Annotated in this window: 18 protein-coding genes; all 18 read right to left on the reverse strand. The window is 47.8% G+C overall.

The genetic code is table 11. The features are described 5' to 3' along the window. Positions 1–11: 11 nt before the first annotated feature. The gene (locus tag GCU39_RS24020; RefSeq protein ID WP_193726604.1) at positions 12–1,655 is read right to left on the reverse strand and encodes a putative polysaccharide biosynthesis protein; all 1,644 of its coding nucleotides are present in this window, start codon (positions 1,653–1,655) and stop codon (positions 12–14) included. 133 nt (positions 1,656–1,788) lie between these two features. Beyond that, positions 1,789–2,331 (reverse strand): stage V sporulation protein T, encoded by a 543-nt coding sequence (spoVT, locus tag GCU39_RS24025; RefSeq protein WP_152395773.1) that lies wholly within the window; start codon positions 2,329–2,331, stop codon positions 1,789–1,791. 328 nt (positions 2,332–2,659) lie between these two features. Next, positions 2,660–3,715 (reverse strand): peptidylprolyl isomerase, encoded by a 1,056-nt coding sequence (locus GCU39_RS24030; RefSeq protein ID WP_152395774.1) that lies wholly within the window; start codon positions 3,713–3,715, stop codon positions 2,660–2,662. Next, complete coding sequence (gene mfd, locus GCU39_RS24035; RefSeq protein ID WP_152395775.1) at positions 3,702–7,229, reverse strand: transcription-repair coupling factor; 3,528 nt, start codon at positions 7,227–7,229, stop codon at positions 3,702–3,704. The genes GCU39_RS24030 and mfd overlap by 14 nt, the downstream gene beginning before the upstream one ends. 219 nt (positions 7,230–7,448) lie before the next feature. Further along, on the reverse strand, positions 7,449–7,679 hold the full coding sequence (locus GCU39_RS24040) for an anti-sigma-F factor Fin (protein ID WP_152395776.1): 231 nt from the start codon (positions 7,677–7,679) through the stop codon (positions 7,449–7,451). A gap of 83 nt (positions 7,680–7,762) precedes the next feature. Next, on the reverse strand, positions 7,763–8,323 hold the full coding sequence (gene pth / locus GCU39_RS24045; protein ID WP_152395777.1) for an aminoacyl-tRNA hydrolase: 561 nt from the start codon (positions 8,321–8,323) through the stop codon (positions 7,763–7,765). A 154-nt stretch (positions 8,324–8,477) separates the two neighbouring features. Then, a complete protein-coding gene (locus GCU39_RS24050) occupies positions 8,478–9,431 on the reverse strand; it encodes a ribose-phosphate diphosphokinase (protein WP_152395778.1) in 954 nt (317 codons plus the stop codon). A gap of 94 nt (positions 9,432–9,525) precedes the next feature. Further along, on the reverse strand, positions 9,526–10,920 hold the full coding sequence (glmU, locus tag GCU39_RS24055) for a bifunctional UDP-N-acetylglucosamine diphosphorylase/glucosamine-1-phosphate N-acetyltransferase GlmU (RefSeq protein WP_152395779.1): 1,395 nt from the start codon (positions 10,918–10,920) through the stop codon (positions 9,526–9,528). 166 nt (positions 10,921–11,086) lie between these two features. Next, entirely contained in the window at positions 11,087–11,371 is a 285-nt protein-coding gene (gene spoVG, locus GCU39_RS24060) for a septation regulator SpoVG (RefSeq protein ID WP_018759486.1), read from the reverse strand. Positions 11,372–11,509: 138 nt separating this feature from the next. Further along, the gene (locus tag GCU39_RS24065) at positions 11,510–11,887 is read right to left on the reverse strand and encodes a RidA family protein (protein ID WP_152395780.1); all 378 of its coding nucleotides are present in this window, start codon (positions 11,885–11,887) and stop codon (positions 11,510–11,512) included. 7 nt (positions 11,888–11,894) lie between these two features. Next, positions 11,895–12,728 (reverse strand): pur operon repressor, encoded by an 834-nt coding sequence (purR, locus tag GCU39_RS24070; protein ID WP_152395781.1) that lies wholly within the window; start codon positions 12,726–12,728, stop codon positions 11,895–11,897. An 84-nt stretch (positions 12,729–12,812) separates the two neighbouring features. Beyond that, positions 12,813–13,667, reverse strand: a complete 855-nt coding sequence (gene ispE, locus GCU39_RS24075; RefSeq protein ID WP_152395782.1) for a 4-(cytidine 5'-diphospho)-2-C-methyl-D-erythritol kinase — start codon at positions 13,665–13,667, stop codon at positions 12,813–12,815. 182 nt (positions 13,668–13,849) lie between these two features. Continuing rightward, positions 13,850–14,023: a small, acid-soluble spore protein, alpha/beta type gene (locus GCU39_RS24080; RefSeq protein WP_152395783.1), complete on the reverse strand. Its 174-nt coding sequence runs from the start codon at positions 14,021–14,023 to the stop codon at positions 13,850–13,852. A 151-nt stretch (positions 14,024–14,174) separates the two neighbouring features. Next, positions 14,175–14,450 (reverse strand): biofilm formation stimulator Veg, encoded by a 276-nt coding sequence (gene veg / locus GCU39_RS24085; protein WP_018759491.1) that lies wholly within the window; start codon positions 14,448–14,450, stop codon positions 14,175–14,177. Positions 14,451–14,575: 125 nt separating this feature from the next. After that, complete coding sequence (gene yabG / locus GCU39_RS24090; RefSeq protein ID WP_152395784.1) at positions 14,576–15,469, reverse strand: sporulation peptidase YabG; 894 nt, start codon at positions 15,467–15,469, stop codon at positions 14,576–14,578. Between the two features lie 103 nt (positions 15,470–15,572). Next, positions 15,573–16,481: a 16S rRNA (adenine(1518)-N(6)/adenine(1519)-N(6))-dimethyltransferase RsmA gene (rsmA, locus tag GCU39_RS24095; protein WP_152395785.1), complete on the reverse strand. Its 909-nt coding sequence runs from the start codon at positions 16,479–16,481 to the stop codon at positions 15,573–15,575. Between the two features lie 5 nt (positions 16,482–16,486). Then, positions 16,487–17,032: a ribonuclease M5 gene (rnmV, locus tag GCU39_RS24100; protein ID WP_152395786.1), complete on the reverse strand. Its 546-nt coding sequence runs from the start codon at positions 17,030–17,032 to the stop codon at positions 16,487–16,489. 144 nt (positions 17,033–17,176) lie between these two features. Next, positions 17,177–18,301 carry a resuscitation-promoting factor gene (locus GCU39_RS24105; protein WP_152395787.1) on the reverse strand — a complete coding sequence of 375 codons (1,125 nt, stop codon included), beginning with the start codon at positions 18,299–18,301 and terminating at the stop codon, positions 17,177–17,179. Positions 18,302–18,369: the final 68 nt, after the last annotated feature.

Here is an 18,369-nt window from a genome sequence, read left to right on the forward strand (position 1 = left end):
TCATCCCTCCATTAATGCCTCTTCAACAACCCAAGCCGCTCCAACTTAGGTATATATTTCTTCGCGCCGGGGAGCATAGCCAGCTCCTGCGCCGTAATCGCGCCAAGCCATATCCCACTACCTGCAAAGGCGGCAACGCCAATCACGATGCCTACAAGGCTAACGATCACAGCTTCCACACGCTCATTTCCCAGTCCTATGCCTTGCAGCAGATCCGGCAGCAGCATGTTCGCTACGATCACCCCGGCAGACAAGAATCCCATCATGAGCAGCGGCTTCACGACCAGGTCGCGCCATGAGATGCGAAGTCTAAGCGTCCGTAAAAGTACGATCGCATTCAACAATGCCGCGATACCATAGGCAGCAACACCTGCTATCGCTGCACCATTCAAGCCTAATACCGGGACGAGCCAGAGATTGAGCACAATTTTGACGCCGACAGCGACCAACAAGTGCCAGGCCGGTGCATTCACTTTGCCAATCCCCTGCAAAATCGCTCCCGTCATAATGTTAATCGTGCTCACGACCGCCATACAAGCCACCCAAGCCATCGTATCCGTCCCATTCGAATCGCTGTATAACGCGATGTTGATCGGTTCTGCGAGCAGTACAAGTCCGAGCGTCGATGCTGCACCCAAGATCCAAGACCATCGAATCAAGATCGTCGATCGCTGCCGCAGCTTGTCCAGCTTGCGGCTCATATGGTCCTGTGTAATCGCTGGAATGATCGATACGGAAATCGAACTCGCCACCATGCCAACGAGTTGGACGAGAGGCAGTCCGCGATTATACACGCCAAATGCCGCCATTGCCTGCAGCTCGTCCCCGTATGACATCTTCAATAGCCTTGGTACAGTAAACGTATCGACAATGCTCATCATTGGTACTACAATAGCCCCAAGACACACCAGTACCGCATATTGCACAAGCCGCCATACAAGTGAACGCAGAGGTTCCGCCGCTTGTTCATCGGCTGATACAGAGGCCTTACTACGATCTTTATGATAGTAATACATCATGACCAGCATCCCGGCTATGCCCCCAGCTGTCGAGCCAAGCGCTGCACCCGCAGCGACGACCGACTCCTCCACGCCTCCACGTGTTAGGAAGAGCAGCAAGAAGAGCATCGTCGCTACTCGAATGACTTGTTCCGCAACTTGTGAGACCGCCGTCGGGACCATCATCGATTTGCCCTGGAAATAGCCGCGGATGGCGGACATGAGCGGCACAATTAGCAAGGCAAAGGACGAACAGCGGATGGCTTCTGCCGTATGAACATTATCCATCCAGCCTGCAATTCGATCCGCGCCTTGATTCAGAAGAATACATCCGACGATCCCTGCTGCCCCGAGCAAGACCATGGATACGCGCAGAATCCGCCTAGCTCCCACATCGTCGCCCTCAGCTACCCGCTCCGCTACGAACTTCGATATCGCCACGGGGAAGCCGGCTGTCGCAAGGAATACAACCAAAATATAAAAAGGATACACCGCATTATAAATGCCAAAAACGCCGTCTCCCGCAATGTTCTGTAGCGGAATCTTCTGCAGCGTTCCGATCAATTTCGACAGTAGCGCTGCAAGTCCGAGCACCATTGCGCCCTTAACGACATGAGAATCCGAATGCATCGAACCCATGTCCTGCTGCTCCTTCATCCTGTTCCCTCTCATCATCCATTCTTGCCGAATTTTTATGCATTCATTATAACACATAAAAAACTCCCATAATCGAGCATACGACTGGTACGTATGATTCGAGTATAGGAGTTCATTAAAATCGGCCGCCCGATTATTGTTCCATTTGTTTACCTAAGAACGCAGCTGCTGTCTCAGCCATCTTTGTCTCAAGAACACTCATCTTCGTATTCTCGTCTTTGCTAAGCATCACAACGGTACCAATAGGGTCGCCACCCGCAATGATTGGTGCTACCACGAAAGAGCTGATTGTTTCTTGGTTGTCTCTTCCGATTTCGTATGTGCCGGAATTCGTCTCAATAGATGTTTTACGATTCTCCATACATTCCTCAACCAAAGATCCGATGGACTTGTCCAAATATTCTTTCTTGGATCCGCCAGCTACAGCGATAATATTATCACGATCTGTAATCAATGTTGTATGATTCGTGCTCTCGAATAGAGACTCCGCATATTCCTTCGCAAAGTCGCCAAGCTCACCAATCGGGGAATATTTCTTAAGGATAACTTCACCATCGCGATCAACAAAGATTTCAAGTGGATCTCCCTCGCGGATACGAAGAGTACGACGAATTTCTTTAGGAATGACGACCCGTCCGAGATCATCAATACGACGAACAATACCAGTAGCTTTCATATTTCTTGTTGCCTCACTTTCTTATCAGTTGTACTTCTACTACGGTTCATGGAAATGAGGAGAGACCTTGCGGTTAGTTCAAATAAACCTGAGTCTGCTACTTGAAACACATCGTGATCAAAAGATGACTTTTTGAACAACCTCTTTAACTGGTGGTTGATTTAAAATCTGACCATAGTATTCATCTGCTCCCAGTTTCTTATACATCTCGATTGTACGCTCATTTAAAGGAATCGTTTCATAAAAAAACAGAAAATAGTGAAAAAATTTCACGTATTTTCTGCTTGTTCATAAAATAGTCAATTTTATTTACAGATGTTACATTTAATTACTTTTTATCACTGGTTGGTTCTGTCTTTTCATCGGTTTTCTTACCTGTTTCTTGCTTCGGCTCTTCCTTTTTCTCTACCTTAGGCAGATCAATCTTCGTAATAAGACCTGGCAGTTCCTTCTCCATGAATTGATTCATGCTCGCACCGGATACTTGGCCACGAAGCGATTCCTTCTGGTCTGCCGACAATTTGTCGAACGTCATCTCCACACGGGATTCCACTTTCATGACATGGTAACCGAACTGTGTCTCAACCGGATCGCTGATTGTGTTTAGTGGAAGCTCAACGGCTGCTTTCTTGAATTCCTCAACCCATTGGCCCACCGCTGCATCTTTATACAATCCGCCATTGTCTTTGGAACCTCCGTCATCGGAGTACTCCTTCGCAATTTTGTTCCAATCCGCATTTGGTGCTTTCAACATCGCTTGAACTTCTTTCGCGCGTTTCAGTGCTTCTTCTTTCGTACGCTTCGTTTTACCGTCTTGTGTCTCAAGCGCAACAAGAACGTGGCGGACGGAGGCCGTAGTGAAGCTTTCTTTGTTCTTCTCGAACTCAGCCTTTACCTGGTCATCGGTTACTTTGGCATTATAATCCGCAACAACGGTAAGAAGGCGCGTCATATAATCGAGCACGTCTTGATCTGTTAATTTAAGCTTGTCCAGCTCGGTTTTGTATTGATCCCCAGCTGATTTTTTCATTTGATCCAATTGCTCTTTTGCTTTCTTCTCGCCGTCTTTCTTTGCTGCGTTTGTTGCTTTCTCAGCTAGAATTTTGTAGGCGATCTCTTGCTTAAGCAAGTATTCTCTGAACTCATCCATCGTTACGACTTGCGCGTATTGCGGATAGAGCAGCGTCATCATGCTGAGCTCTTTATTAAATTCATTCTCAGTAATCGTTCCGCCTTTGTACGTCGCAACGACTTTGCTCTTATCTCCTTTGGCAGCGGAACTCTCATTCTTCTGTCCGCATCCCGCGATGAGCGACACCATGAGTACCGCTACAAGCGTGATCATCAAGGATTTCCAAGCACTTTTACGGTTACTTAACAACATCTTGTAATTCTCCCTTCGTTTTGAACGCCTCTTTGGCGCTTTTGAGCACATCTTCTAACAATTGCAGCATCTGCGAATCATCTAGCCCTTTACATCTCACATTCATTATAATACTTGGACCCTGCTCAAAGCGAATGCGCTTGTCGAATTGTGCCCCCAGTTGCGCTAACTTATCGCGATATATGTGATCGGTCTGGCTCGCAGCAATACGGATGACGACGTCGTCTCCTTTACGCGAAATCGCCTCGATCCCGTAATAACGGCCATAAATTTTGAGCCTTGCGACGGCGAGCAGATGCTGTACGGCAAGCGGTAAGTCGCCGAAGCGGTCTACCAGCTCATCCTGCAGCTCATCGCCCTCATCGAAGGAGCGCAAGGAAGCAACTTTTTTGTAAATCTCAATCTTCTGAATACTATCATAAATATAATCGGATGGTAAATATGCATCGACACTCAGGTCGATCACTGTCGATACCTCTTTCGGAGGCGCGACATAATCTCCGCCCATCTCAGCTTTCCGCTTCTGAATCTCGTCTGCTAGCATTTGCGAGTAGAGATCGAATCCGACCGACGCAATGAAACCATGCTGTTCCGCACCGAGCAGATTACCCGCTCCGCGAATCGACAAGTCGCGCATCGCAATTTTGAATCCTGAGCCAAGCTCTGTGAACTCTTTGATGGATTGCAGTCGCTTCTCCGCAACCTCCGTCAACACTTTGTCCCGTTGATATGTGAAGTACGCATAAGCGATGCGATTCGAACGCCCGACACGTCCCCGTAGCTGATACAACTGGGACAAGCCCATTTTGTCGGCGTCATGGACGATTAGTGTATTCACGTTCGGAATATCGACACCCGTCTCAATAATACTCGTGCTCACGAGCACATCGTATTCCCCATCCAAGAAATCGAGAATTGTCTTCTCCAGCTCTTGCTCAGACATTTGACCATGCCCTACAGCGACTCTAGCGTCCGGCACCAATGCAGAGATCTGCTCGGCCATCTGGTAAATCCCTTGAACGCGGTTATATAAATAGTATACCTGTCCACCGCGCGCTAATTCACGCTCAATGGACTCGCGGATCAATGCATTGCTATGCTCCACGACATACGTCTGTACGGGGAAACGGTTCTCCGGCGGCGTCTCGATAACCGACAAATCGCGTACTCCAAGCATCGACATATGCAGCGTACGCGGGATTGGCGTAGCCGTTAGCGTCAGCACGTCGACATTCGTCTTCAGCCGCTTCAGCTTTTCTTTGTGAGATACGCCAAAACGCTGCTCTTCATCGACGATAAGCAGTCCCAGATCTTTGAAGATCATATCCTGCGACAGAATCCGATGGGTCCCAATAACGACATCTACCGTACCGCGTTTAATACCCTTGATTGTCTCGTTCTGTTCCTTCTTCGAACGGAAGCGGCTCAGCACTTGAATATTCATCGGATACCCTGAGAACCGCTCGCGGAATGTCTCATAATGCTGCTGTGCCAAGATCGTCGTCGGAACGAGGACAGCCACCTGCTTGCCTTCCATCGCTGCCTTAAATGCAGCACGTACGGCAACCTCCGTCTTCCCGTAACCTACGTCACCGCATAACAGACGGTCCATTGGTACATTTTTCTGCATATCCTTCTTGATTTCTTCAATCGCGCGCAGTTGGTCAATCGTCTCATCATACGGGAACATCGCTTCAAATTCTTGCTGCTCAGGCGTGTCCTTCTCGAAAGCAAAGCCAGGTGCAGATTGGCGCTCTGCGTACAGCTTGACCAGATCATCCGCAATATCCTGCACGGAGGAACGGACTTTATTTTTAACCTTCGCCCAGTCGTTGCCGCCAAGCTTATAGATCTTCGGTTCTTTCTCCTCTGACCCGACATATTTCTGGATCATATCAATCTGTTCGATCGGTACAGACAACTTGTCGCCACCCGCATACAGAATATGCAGATAATCTTTATGAATGCCGTTGATCTCCAGTGTCCCAATCCCCATGTATTTCCCGATCCCATGGTTCTGGTGCACGACATAGTCGCCAACCTTCAGCTCGGTGTAGCTCTTAATGCGCTCGGCATTATCGACCTTTTTATCGATTTTACTACGAACTTTACGCTGTTTCTGCGAGAACATCTCACCTTCGGTAATAACGACAAGATGAATTGAGGACAACTCGAACCCGGTCTGCAGGTTACCCTTGAGAATCATCGGTTCCTCAATCTGATAGTCTTGAAGCACGCGACGCATCCGTTCGGTCCGCTCATCATTGCTCGCGAGCATCATGACCTTCGCGCCGGACTTCTTCCAACGTTCCATCTCAGCCTTGAGCACATTCATCTGACCATGGAAATCCTGCATCGCGCGGCACATGAAATTCACGATATTTTGCGGTTGCGTATGTGGAATTTGGCGCAAGAACAGGGACAAGAACAATGTCTGGAAGGGCGGATGATGCAGCATATGATCTGCGGTATGACCCAGCACGAAGCCTGGCATCGACTTCCCGTTCTGCATCAAATGCAGATTCCATTCACTCTCGTCGCGTTCAAGCTGCTTGGAAATCTCCAAGATTCGCGTTGGTTCGTCCAGAATAAGGAGCGTGTCTTTCGCCATATAGTCGAATAACGTCTCTCGTTCTGGAAACAACATCGAAATATATTTATAGAGGTCTGGAAAATAAATCTGCTCCCGCAGCATCTCCAGCTCACGTCCGATTTCTTCGCGCAGCAGACTTTTAGCATTGCGGTCCGCCATCTTCTCCAGCTGTTTTTCGAGCAGTTCTGACGCATGCACCGCCGCATTCTGGAATCGCCCTGCATCCGCAATAATCTCCTTGCATGGCGGAATGACAATCGCTTCTTCCTTATCCACGGAGCGTTGGTCTGCCGGATCAAATGTACGGATGGAATCAATATCGTCACCGAACCACTCTACTCGGTAAGCAAGGCGAGCAGTTAGTGGATAGAAGTCGACAATCCCCCCGCGAACGCTCATTTCGCCGCGTGATTGGACTTGCTCTACCCGCTCATACCCCAGCTCCACCATACGCTTCATAAAGGCGTTAATCTCGAGTGTCTCTCCAACTTTAATATCAAGATGCGCGCTCTTCATCATCTCGCGTGTCGGAATGAATCGGCGCACACCGGAATACGGAGCTACAATGACACCACGAAAACCACGGGAAGACTTCATCAAGACATCGATGCGCTGAGCTAACGTCTCAGGGCTTGAAATTGCTGATTCCGCTGCAACCAGTTCATTAGCTGGATATAACATCACATGCTCTGGTGAAATGCACTCCTGCAGATCCTCTGTAATTTTCTGCGCTGCGAACATATTATGGGTTACGATCAGCATCGGACGCTGCAGCTTCTCGAACAACGCCGCGATCACAACTTGGCGCGAAGAACCCGTGAGTCCTGATATGAGCTGCTCTCGCATCCCAGATTCCAGTCCTGCTGTTATGGATTTAAAATCTCGATCTTCGGATAATGCTTGAATAAGTGCGTGTAGCAACGCGGGCACCTCTCTCTAATAACTCATCTCTTAAGAGAATCCGTTGGATGACATGGCAATGACGTTCATGAACACTTCCCAACACCATGTAGAAATGGCTTCGCCGTCTTCATGACGGGAAGCGCCTTGACATTGTATATGGGCTGTACCATTCTTCGGATCTTTTACAAATAAGCCTCGGCGAACATGCCAAGGCTTCTATTATCTGTACTTCAACTTCTACTGTAGTGGATTGGATAGCAGCGACAATTCCGGATGGTTATCGAGTGCTTCTCTACAGTAATCACATGTTACACGAACGGTAACATCCCCATTTGAGTTATACGATATTATATCGTTGCGCTCTTCCGGGGTCAAGGAATGAAACCCAAGCTTGGTCTCACTTACATGATCCTGATCAATACGGCCTAGCGACGTTCCGCAATGCCTGCAAATATAGTTTACTGACATCTATATGCCTCCTGAGAGTAGGATATACCCTAAGTATGCCCATCCTGTTCAGAATTAGCCGTATTTTCCAGTATGGATTCCTGTTAGCCGTTGAATTTCGCCATCGTTGTCTCGAACGAATTCTGCATTGCGAACTCCAGCGCATCGCAAGTTGCACAAATCATGCTCTCGAGCGGCATTGCTTCCGCCTTCGGGAAGTTATTCAGGACATAATCAGCAATATTGAATCCTGCTGGTGGTCTCGAAATCCCCATCCGAACTCGATTGAAAGTTTGTGTGCCTGTGTGCTGGATGATCGATTTAATCCCATTGTGTCCGCCTGCGCTGCCTTGATAACGAAGACGAATTCGCCCAATCTCCGTATCCAGGTCATCGTAGACCACGATCATATCCTCCAGACTCACTTTATAATAATCCATGAAAGCACGAACCGACTCTCCTGATAGATTCATATACGTCATCGGTTTAATCAAGGCAACCTTCTTCCCGTTCATATGCCCCTCACCGATCAACGCTTTGCATTTGCTCTGGGTGACAGCGATATTATGACGCTTCGCCAGTTCATCAATCGCCATAAATCCGACATTGTGCCGCGTCTTCTGATAAGACGTACCGGGATTCCCAAGTCCGACAATCCATTTCATATGTGTGTAATTCCTCTCTATGCCTGCTTCTATAGGTGAAACATATAGATTCTTATATTTGAACGACAAGGGCTACTTCTCCGCTAGGCGCGGAGCTGTAACCCTTCATCATTCGTATGCTTAACTGTTAGTATGCGTTTGAACTGCTTCTAAATTATTCGATTTCGAACAGCTTGCTGATCGATAACTCTTCATGTACACGAATAATCGCTTCACCCATCAATGGCGCGACGGACAATACTTTGAGCTTGCTTGTTGGGTTCGGATGCGTAATTGGAATGGTATCCGTCACGATGACTTCCGTGATCGGTGCATTCTCAAGACGCTCCATAGCAGGGCCGGACAAGACCGGATGCGTACAACAAACATAGATTTCTTTGGCGCCCGCATCACGTAATGCATTAGCACCTAATACAATCGTTCCAGCCGTATCGATAATATCATCGATGACAATCGCTGTTTTCCCTTTGACTTCACCGATAATGTTCATTACTTCGCTCACATTCGGCTCAGGGCGACGTTTGTCGATGATAGCAAGCGGAGCTTTCAAGAAATCAGCCAATTTACGAGCACGAACAACACCACCATGGTCAGGTGAGACAACAACGACATCTTCGAATTGTTTCGAACGGAAATATTGCGCCAGAATCGGAACACCCAGCATATGATCCACTGGAATATCGAAGAAACCTTGAATTTGCGTTGCATGCAAATCCATCGTAATCACGCGATGAGCGCCTGCCGTCTCGATCAAGTTCGCAACGAGTTTCGCTGTGATTGGATCGCGTGAACGTGCCTTACGGTCTTGACGTGCGTAACCGTAGTACGGGATCACGACATTGATACTCTTCGCGGATGCACGCTTAAGTGCATCAACCATGACGAGCAGCTGCATCAAGTTATCATTAACCGGTGCGCATGTCGATTGAACGACATAGACGTCACAACCGCGAACACTCTCGGTCAACTTGATATGGATCTCCCCATCACTGAATGCGAGTGTCTCCGAATCTCCCATCGGTACGCCGATATGTTCAGCAATACGATGTGCCAAAGACGTATTCGAGTTGCATGTAAAAATCTTTAATTTTGAGTCACAATAAGCCATAGAATAAAAACCCTCCGTGCCAGTCGTTGTATTGTCAGTGTTGCCATCATAACCTAGTTCGTCTTGTTCCTGCTGATCGTCAAAGTCCAATGATTTAAGAGTTGCGTTCTTTCTTCGCTCTAGCACGGGCTCGCAGTTTCTCCGCATATCCCGGCTTATTCACTTGGCGTTCTCTTGCAACAGCCAGTTCGTTCTCTGCTACATTATGCGTAATCGTGGAGCCAGCCACGACATATGCCCCTTTGCCAATCTTAACTGGCGCAATGAGGTTCACGTTACTGCCGACAAAGGCATCATCTTCGATCTCTGTAACAGATTTATTATACCCGTCATAGTTGACCGTAATCGCTCCGCAGCCGATATTTACATTCTTACCTACCGTTGCATCGCCAATATAACTTAAATGACTTACTTTTGCACCGTCATCTAACGTTGCATTTTTTATTTCAACGAAATCGCCGATTTTCACTTGTTGGCCAATTCGAGCGCCGGGACGCAAATAAGCGAACGGTCCGATTCCCGAGCCGTTACCTACTTTCGCCTCCGACAATACGGATTGCTTCACAATAACGCCATCGCCAATCTCTGAATCTTCAATTTCGGTATGAGGACCGATGATGCATTCATTCCCAATGATTGTCTTCCCGCGAAGCACGGATCCTGGGTAGATGATACTATCTTGTCCAATCACGACGTCGGCACCAATGTAAGTGGATGCTGGATCAATCAAGGACACGCCATTGATCATATGCTGGCGGTTAATACGTGCACGCATCAGCTGCTCCGCTTCCGACAGAGCAACGCGATCATTCACGCCGATTGCTTCCGCTTCATCTGTCGTACAATAAGCATCAACAATATCCCCAGCAGCTCGCAGAATACCAATAACATCTGTCAAATAATACTCCTGCTGCACGTTCTGATTCGTTACTTGCTCAAGCGCAGCAAAAAGCTTCGCATTATCGAAGCAATAAGTTCCTGTATTAATCTCTTGAATCGCTTGTTCATCCGGTGTGCAATCTTTCTGCTCCACAATCTTCTGAACCGATCCGTCGGTACCACGAATAATCCTTCCGTAACCGGTAGGATTCGCCATATGGGCTGATAGAATCGTTGCGGATGCACCCTTCTCGGTATGCAGCGCAATCAAACGCTCAAGCGTCGTCTCTGTTACTAGCGGCGTATCTCCGCATACAATGAGTGTCAAACCTTCTTCATGTCCTAGCAGCGATTTCGCTTGCTTTACCGCATGACCGGTACCTAACTGTTCTGCCTGCAATACATATTCAGCACGATCGCCCAAATATGATTTCACGGCATCAGCTCCATGACCTACAATCACGACTGTACGCTCACAGGATGCACGCAATACGGTATCCACGACGTGACCTACCATCGGTTTGCCGCATACTGGATGCAACACTTTATACAATTTCGACTTCATGCGTTTGCCCTGTCCTGCAGCAAGCACAACTGCCATTCTTTTCAAGGTTCCTACCTCCCAAAAGCTTCTTACCATATGCTCATTCATGACATATTACCTATAGACATACTTCGCACATGTTAATCAGTTCATTAAAGAATATATCCTATTCTGAACAAAAAGAAAAGAGAGCCGTCCTCCGGCTCCCTTCCTCTAAGCGCAATTACAAACCTTAAGCTCCCTCTTCGATGACTTCTTCTTCCGTAGCTGCGCGCTCATATTCAGCGAGAACTGCTGCTTGAATCTTCTCGCGAGTTGTGGAAGAGATCGGGTGAGCGATATCGCGGAATTCACCATCTGGTGTCCGCTTACTCGGCATGGCAACGAACATCCCATTGTTCCCGTCAATGACGCGAATGTCGTGCACAACGAATTCATTGTCAATAGTGATGGAAGCAATCGCCTTCATTCTCCCTTCGGAGTTGACGCGGCGGAGCCTTACATCGGTAATTTGCATGTGTGTTCACCACCTTTTTCCATCAGAGACTTGGTGTATAATTCCACACACTCATGCTAATTCCTTCTTTTTTTTACCATTGTTATGAATATTTTTTGAATTTAAAACTAATATTTAAGCGATTCGACATTTGTCGTATTAAATCGACGCGATTAATTCAATTTCGACAAGGACATCCTTAGGGAGACGGGCGACTTCAACGGTTGATCTAGCCGGCTTATGGTCCCCAAAATACGATGCATAAATTTCATTTAAATCTGCAAATTGATTCATATCTTTAATAAACACCGTCGCCTTGATTACGTCCGAGAATGATGCTCCTGCCTCAGCCAACACAGCTTGTAAATTACGGAAAACTTGATGCGTCTGTTCGGCAATGCCGCCTTCAACGACTTGTCCATCTAATCCAAGTGGAATTTGGCCAGAAGTGAACAATAAATTACCAAATTTCATGGCCTGTGAGTATGGTCCAATTGCTGCTGGAGCATTCGTTGTTGCAACCGCTTCGATTTTCATCCTTGAATCACGCTTCCTCTCTGAAATAATTACCAGGCTCGACTGCGATCTGCTTCGTCTTAAAATCAATATGCGTTAGCTTCGCAAGCGAAATATAATCATTCAACAATCGTTCATTGCTCTCGAGGTCGCCAGATTCCACGAGAACGCCTACGCCAGCAACCACAGCTTCGAATTCATGCAGCAGGTCAATCATGCCTTGCACCGTTCCGCCTGCTTTCATGAAGTCATCAATAATGAGGACGCGCGATTTCTCTTTGAGCGCTCTACGGGCTAGTGTCATCGTATGGATGCTCTTATTGGAGCCCGAGACATAGTTAATGCTTACCGCAGAGCCCTCCGTCACCTGATGGTCACGGCGAACGAGCACCACAGGGAGATTAAGCTGCGCAGCCGTCGCATAAGCGAGAGGGATCCCTTTTGTCTCTACCGTCATGACCACATCGATCTGAGCGTCTGCAAAAGCGGCCGCGAACATTTTACCCACCTCGTTCATCAAGGCAGGCTGTCCCAGTAAATCCGTCATATACAAGTAGCCACCTGGCAAGATCCGATCCGGCTCCTCTAGCTTGCGAGACAACTCTTCAATGATAGGAAGCGAAATAGATTTCGGCATACGCGGAATAAATTTCACACCGCCAGCTGCGCCTGCGAGCGTAAGCAGATCTCCCATGCCTTCTTCTTCGAACACTTCTTTTATAATGACAAGATCCTCACTGATCGATGACTTCGCTGCATTGTAGCGCTCGGCAAAGGTCGTGAGCGGGATTAATGTATGCGGCCGATGCAGTAAGAACTGTGTCATTTCCACCAGACGGGCGCTTCTCTTTAACTTTTTCATTCTACTCCCCCTCTGCTAAATCCGAATATTATAATGAGAATATATCATTTTCATACGGATTTTACCAACATTTCCTTCAATTTATTAGGTGAGCATACGAACCGCGTATACTTCCTTACAGAATCCTCGAAGCCCATTATAGATTCTCGCCACTTTGGACTCCTTCGATACGAGCCCGAAGACCGTTGGCCCGCTCCCTGACATTAACACCCCGTCAGCTCCGAGCTTCACCATGGCATCCTTCAACTGATGCACTTCAGGATATAACGATAAGGTGACGTCTTCCAGCACATTGCCTAGCTGCCCGCAGACATCATGGAACCGCTGGTTCTCAATCGCTGCGATCATGTTCGCCATCGAAGGGTGGCTGTTCAACTTGTCTACCCGAAATCTGCCATAGACATCGGCCGTCGAGACATTAATCGGCGGCTTCGCCAAGATCACCCAACACTGCGGCGGATTCGGAATCATCTCTAATTTCTCACCGCGCCCTCTAGCAATGGCTGTGCCCCCGGTCACACAGAAAGGGACATCTGAGCCAAGCTCAGCACCGAGCTCCTGAAGCTCATGATCGGGTATATTCAGCTTCCAGAGGCGGTTTAACCCGCGTAAAGTCGCTGCTGCGTCGCTGCTACCCCCTGCAAGGCCAGCAGCAACCGGGATTTTCTTATCCAGATGGATATAGACCCCCTGCTTGACGTCATATCGGTTCTTAATGAGCTTCGCCGCTTGAAAGGCAAGGTTCTTCTCATCGAGCGGGATATACCCGGCTTGACTCGAGATAATGATCGTGTCGCGAGGCAATTCCTCCATCTCGAGACGATCCGCGAGATCGACCATCGTCATAATCATCTCGACTTCATGGTAACCGTCTTCTCTTTTATGTAACACGTCCAGCAGCAAATTGATCTTGGCTGGCGCTTTCTCATATACTTTCACGGTCTTCACCTACTTTATCTGATCGAACGTTCTTAGAACAACTTAACATATTATATCAGAATCATATATTGAAGTCATTTGAAGCTATCACGTTAAAATAACCCCCATACCAGAGACTTCTCTTGGATATAAAAAAAAGCGAAGAATGCCACTTATACCCGGACATCCTTCGCTCATGATGATCATTTTCTTGATGCGGCTTGTTCAGCCAATTGGATGGCGCGTTTTACCATATTTCCTGCATCCTTCGCCTTGATGTTAGCCCAGCCTTCATTCTGGACCGTCTCATAGAACCCAAGATCCTTCGCTAGCTCCTCTTTTAACTGCTCTGACATGACACTTCTTCTGCGGCTCATCTCAGGTCCTCCTTTAAAGGGATATCATAATGAATGGAGTATATTCGCTGCCCTACCGTTAGTATGGCTGTTCCCCATCTAGATCATACTTCCCTCCCGTGCCATGAAAAAAGACAGCCCCGAAGGGCTGCCGTGATGCGTACTGCAAATCTTAATTCTGGATATACGTGATGCGCACTTGGCCATCGTCCTCGCATACCGATAATTCCACAGACTCCGTCAATATGTCGGCGTAACTGTATGAAACACGCTTAAATGCGTTCTGATCCTGGTCAAGTTTAACAATGAAAACAGATGGGTAGGTTTCTTCAAGTACACCGGTACGTTCAATGGTCTTTCGGCGACCACCGTTTGCTCGCAGCATAATTTTGCGCCCGACATGGGCTTCCAGGCTACGTTTAATTTCCAACAGCGCATTTTTAGCCATTGTCAACTACCACCTCTTTCCTTGTCCATTATAACCAATTCAAGGGGTGATGTCAAATAACTGAATATTATATCAGCGATTATTTAAAGTTGTCAACGACAATTTTGTTAATTTTCGAAAATTATTCACGGAATCGACGGAACAATGTCCAAAGTGGATAAATCCCTGAGTTTTGGAAGCCCAATGCGATAGCTACCCCGGGTCTCAATTCCTCCCACACCATCTGTCCCCGTAATCGTCTGGGATAGCACTTCCACAATATTTATGGTCTCCCGAATCGGTGTGAAAGATGCCTTCGCCGCCACATACACCGGATCAAGTGCATGGATGAGAATGCGTCCTGGAGAGCTTGCGAAGTTCGCGCCTGCCTGTAGCAGCGCCTCAAAATGCGACTGGCATGCCCCGGCCACGATATTAAGCACATCGAAATTCCGTTCATAATTCCGTGCTGTCTTAATTGCATTCACGAAATTCTGCGAATTCTTATAACTGGATAAGCTGTACAAATCGCGGTTCTTCAAATGCTTATAGACGCCGTCATGTCCTGTGATAACGACGATATCCGGTTTGACACGTGGGAGCAGCCGGTAGAGAACGTCCGACATGTTCGCTTCCGTTACGTAATGACCTTCCGCAGGTACCCGCAGTTGATTGTACAAATCTAGACTTTTCCTCAAATAATTGGGGTCCCCATCCAGATGAAGTACTTTACCGGGAACTTCAAAGAAGGGTTGGTGATTCATCATTTTCTGATTCAAATCCGCTTGATTCCGCTCGGTCTGTACACGACGATGCTGTTCCAGAAGCCGAGTGGATTCCATTGCACGAATAAACGCCTGCTTCTCTTTCTGATGTGGAGGCTTCCCCTCGGTTACGGGCATCAGATCATTCGTGGGCGCATCCGCCAATAGACGAAAGTCAATCCCCTTGATAATCACTAAATCTTTCATAAACGCCTCGATGCGGAACGTGACGTCTCCGCCATACGATTTTCGAACGACAAGATCTCCTTGCTTCATGGCCCAAATCACCTCTTCTGTCTATCGTATGGAGGGGCTTATGGATTGGTGCCTATCTTATGGAAATCCGCATCGATTGCATGTATATGGTCATCTATAGCGTCTATACCCGTCCTGCCGCCAGCAAGACGTCGCTAAGCCGCGCAAATTCGGCGATACTCAGTGTTTCCCCGCGGCGCTGCGGTTCAATACCCGCTTCCTGTAATGCGGCTTCTAGGGCCTCACGGCCGCCTTCATTGAAGAATCTTGCCTTCAAGTTATTCGCGATCGTCTTCCGGCGCTGAGCGAATGAGGCTTGTACCACTTGGAAGAAGTGTGCTTCGTCTGCGACCTGAACCGGTGGCGTATCCCGCACCTTCAGTTTGATAACAGCAGATTCCACATTCGGCTGTGGAATGAATACCGTATGAGGCACCGTACATACGAGCTCCGGCTCGCAATAATATTGTACGGCAACACTCAAGCTGCCGTAGTCTTTGCCGCCAGGACGCGCAGCCATCCGGTCCGCCACTTCCTTCTGAATCATCACCACAATATTTTGCAGCGGTAGACGCTCTTCGAGCAACTTCATAAGAATAGGTGTCGTCACATAATAAGGAAGGTTCGCTACGACGCTTACCTTGCTGACCTCAGAGAATCGATCCGCGAAAATTTGCTTCAGATCTACCTTGAGCACATCACCATGAATGACCCCAACATTCGGATAGGGTGCAAGCACCTCTTCGAGGATCGGAATCAATCGCGTGTCAATCTCCACGGCAGTCACTTCCGCTGCCGTCTGAGCAAGGCGCTCTGTCAGCGCCCCGATTCCAGGTCCGATCTCGAGTGCCCCCATCGTTTCATCGAGCTCAGCGGCATCTACAATTTTGTTCAATATATTCATGTCGATCAGGAAGTTCTGACCGAGGCTTTTCTTAAATGAAAATCCATGCTTCCCAATAATATCTTTTGTCCGCTTCGGCGTCGCAATATCAATGCGAGCTTGCGCCTGTGCTCCATTCGTTTCCTTCATCTTGTCTACAGCCCTTCGTTTTCAATTTGCTCTAGTGCAGCCAAGAACTCCTCTCGGCTAATCTGGAACATGCCGCAGCGTTTATAGAACTGCTTTCCGTTGCACATGCCAATCCCCAGTATATCGCCCATCGCTCTTCTGCGGCTCGCCGCATTCGGATGGGTAATTAGTCCCGCATCCATCAGATCATTCCAATCAATGAGCTGCTCGGTCTTCTCATATTCCGTTCGCAGATGATCCAGCGCGTATCGAATCGCATCAGGCGATGCATTCTCGACACCGATATCCCCTTTATAGGTCGCATCTGCTTCCTTCAAGAAGGCATGCTTGCACCCAGGTACGCGATTCGATATGATCTTCCGGATTCGTTCTCCGGCATGATCCGGATCCGTCAGGATGATGACGCCTCGGCGTTCCTGTGCTAGCGCAATGCGCTTCAAGACCGCATTATTGATGGCGGATCCTCCGGTCTCGATCGTATCAGCCTCTACGGCCCGCCGAATTGCCGTGGTATCGTCTTTCCCTTCGACCACGATCACTTCTTTAATCATGTACAATCCGCTTCCTTTCTTCCCTTCCGCAAAATACAAAAAGAAGAGGTTTCCCTCTTCTTATCATGGCATATTGTTATCGATAATACTATATGATTAATACACGATTGGCAAATGATGCATGGCCTACAATTACGACCCTCATTAGCTCGCCGACGGTTTGACCGGTCCTATAACATAGACGGTATGCCCCTTTTTGCGGCCGAATTTATTCGCCACCTTCAGAGATTCAATATACACGTCAATTTTATTGCCCTTAATAGCGCCGCCTGTATCTTCCGCACGTCTAAACCCGACACCTTCGATGTATACCCACCAGCCGATCGGAATGACGTTCTTATCTACAGCGATTGTTCGCCCTTCGGTTACGGTCGTGCCTGAAGCCGTCCGCGTTCCAATGCCATCTTCCTCAGAAGAATAGGCGGTTAACGTTACATTTTTCAGCACTTTTGCATACTTCACATGCTTACCAAGGCCTTTGATTTCTGCCACTCCCGGTCCGCCAGCGGACAGAGTGCGGACTTTAGCCTCAGGTTTCTTCGTTCCATAAGCAACAATTTTGTGTGTCGCCTTGGATTTATAGGTCTTATCAACCATTTTACTCGAAACCAACTTGCCATCCTCGAAGACTTTCTCGATCTTCTGAACAACAAGCCCAGACTTACCGTCTTGAATCAGCTTTTGTTTGCCTTGTAAGAGCGTTGCATCGGGCTTTTTGATGAATTCAAAAGGAACCGATACTTCGCGATTTACCAATTTCGTATTGACGCGTGTAATCTTAATATCCAATTTGTTCGAAATCGGTGTATTCAGCGCAGGTGTAATTTTATCGTCTTCAGATAATTTTATATTCGCAGCTGCAAGTACTTCTTTGACTGTTTTTTCGGTCGTAAACAAATTTTTTGTCTGACCATCTGCTGTGACAAGAACGGGAACCGCACGCCAAATTTCTACGCTGTCGCCATCTTTAAGCTCTGCTTGGAGCGGCATCGACAGTTTGTCGTATGCGCCGACTTGTATAGCTTGTTCATCCAGTAGGTGCTGTAATACTGTGTTTGTCGTTTCGACCTGGATATGTTGTCCGTCTACCACCAGAGAAATGTTCTTCTTGGCGTAAACATTCAGCACCACCATTAACATGAAAGTCATCGCGAGTGACATAAGAGCCACGAGTGATATCAAACGCACGTTTTCATGCATCCATCGCAATGCGAAAGACATGCTGGATGATCGTGTACCATGGGATTCCTCCGTTTGAAAAACGCCCACGTCTAGACCTCCTTCATAGTCCCGCCGTCAGGTGTTACGCATGATTCTAAATTGACGAAGACTATATA

This window comes from Paenibacillus guangzhouensis (assembly GCF_009363075.1).
In the GTDB taxonomy this organism is placed as follows: Bacteria; Bacillota; Bacilli; order Paenibacillales; family Paenibacillaceae; genus Paenibacillus_K; species Paenibacillus_K guangzhouensis.

What these genes read in the sequence shown, in the direction of transcription:
- GCU39_RS24020 (WP_193726604.1), bottom strand. Translation starts at nt 1,655, where the DNA reads ATGAAGGAGCAGCAGGACATGGGTTCGATGCATTCGGATTCTCATGTC.
- spoVT (WP_152395773.1), bottom strand. Translation starts at nt 2,331, where the DNA reads ATGAAAGCTACTGGTATTGTTCGTCGTATTGATGATCTCGGACGGGTC.
- GCU39_RS24030 (WP_152395774.1), bottom strand. Translation starts at nt 3,715, where the DNA reads ATGTTGTTAAGTAACCGTAAAAGTGCTTGGAAATCCTTGATGATCACG.
- GCU39_RS24040 (WP_152395776.1), bottom strand. Translation starts at nt 7,679, where the DNA reads ATGTCAGTAAACTATATTTGCAGGCATTGCGGAACGTCGCTAGGCCGT.
- pth (WP_152395777.1), bottom strand. Translation starts at nt 8,323, where the DNA reads ATGAAATGGATTGTCGGACTTGGGAATCCCGGTACGTCTTATCAGAAG.
- GCU39_RS24050 (WP_152395778.1), bottom strand. Translation starts at nt 9,431, where the DNA reads ATGGCTTATTGTGACTCAAAATTAAAGATTTTTACATGCAACTCGAAT.
- spoVG (WP_018759486.1), bottom strand. Translation starts at nt 11,371, where the DNA reads ATGCAAATTACCGATGTAAGGCTCCGCCGCGTCAACTCCGAAGGGAGA.
- GCU39_RS24065 (WP_152395780.1), bottom strand. Translation starts at nt 11,887, where the DNA reads ATGAAAATCGAAGCGGTTGCAACAACGAATGCTCCAGCAGCAATTGGA.
- purR (WP_152395781.1), bottom strand. Translation starts at nt 12,728, where the DNA reads ATGAAAAAGTTAAAGAGAAGCGCCCGTCTGGTGGAAATGACACAGTTC.
- GCU39_RS24080 (WP_152395783.1), bottom strand. Translation starts at nt 14,023, where the DNA reads ATGAGCCGCAGAAGAAGTGTCATGTCAGAGCAGTTAAAAGAGGAGCTA.
- veg (WP_018759491.1), bottom strand. Translation starts at nt 14,450, where the DNA reads ATGGCTAAAAATGCGCTGTTGGAAATTAAACGTAGCCTGGAAGCCCAT.
- yabG (WP_152395784.1), bottom strand. Translation starts at nt 15,469, where the DNA reads ATGAAGCAAGGAGATCTTGTCGTTCGAAAATCGTATGGCGGAGACGTC.
- rsmA (WP_152395785.1), bottom strand. Translation starts at nt 16,481, where the DNA reads ATGAAGGAAACGAATGGAGCACAGGCGCAAGCTCGCATTGATATTGCG.
- rnmV (WP_152395786.1), bottom strand. Translation starts at nt 17,032, where the DNA reads ATGATTAAAGAAGTGATCGTGGTCGAAGGGAAAGACGATACCACGGCA.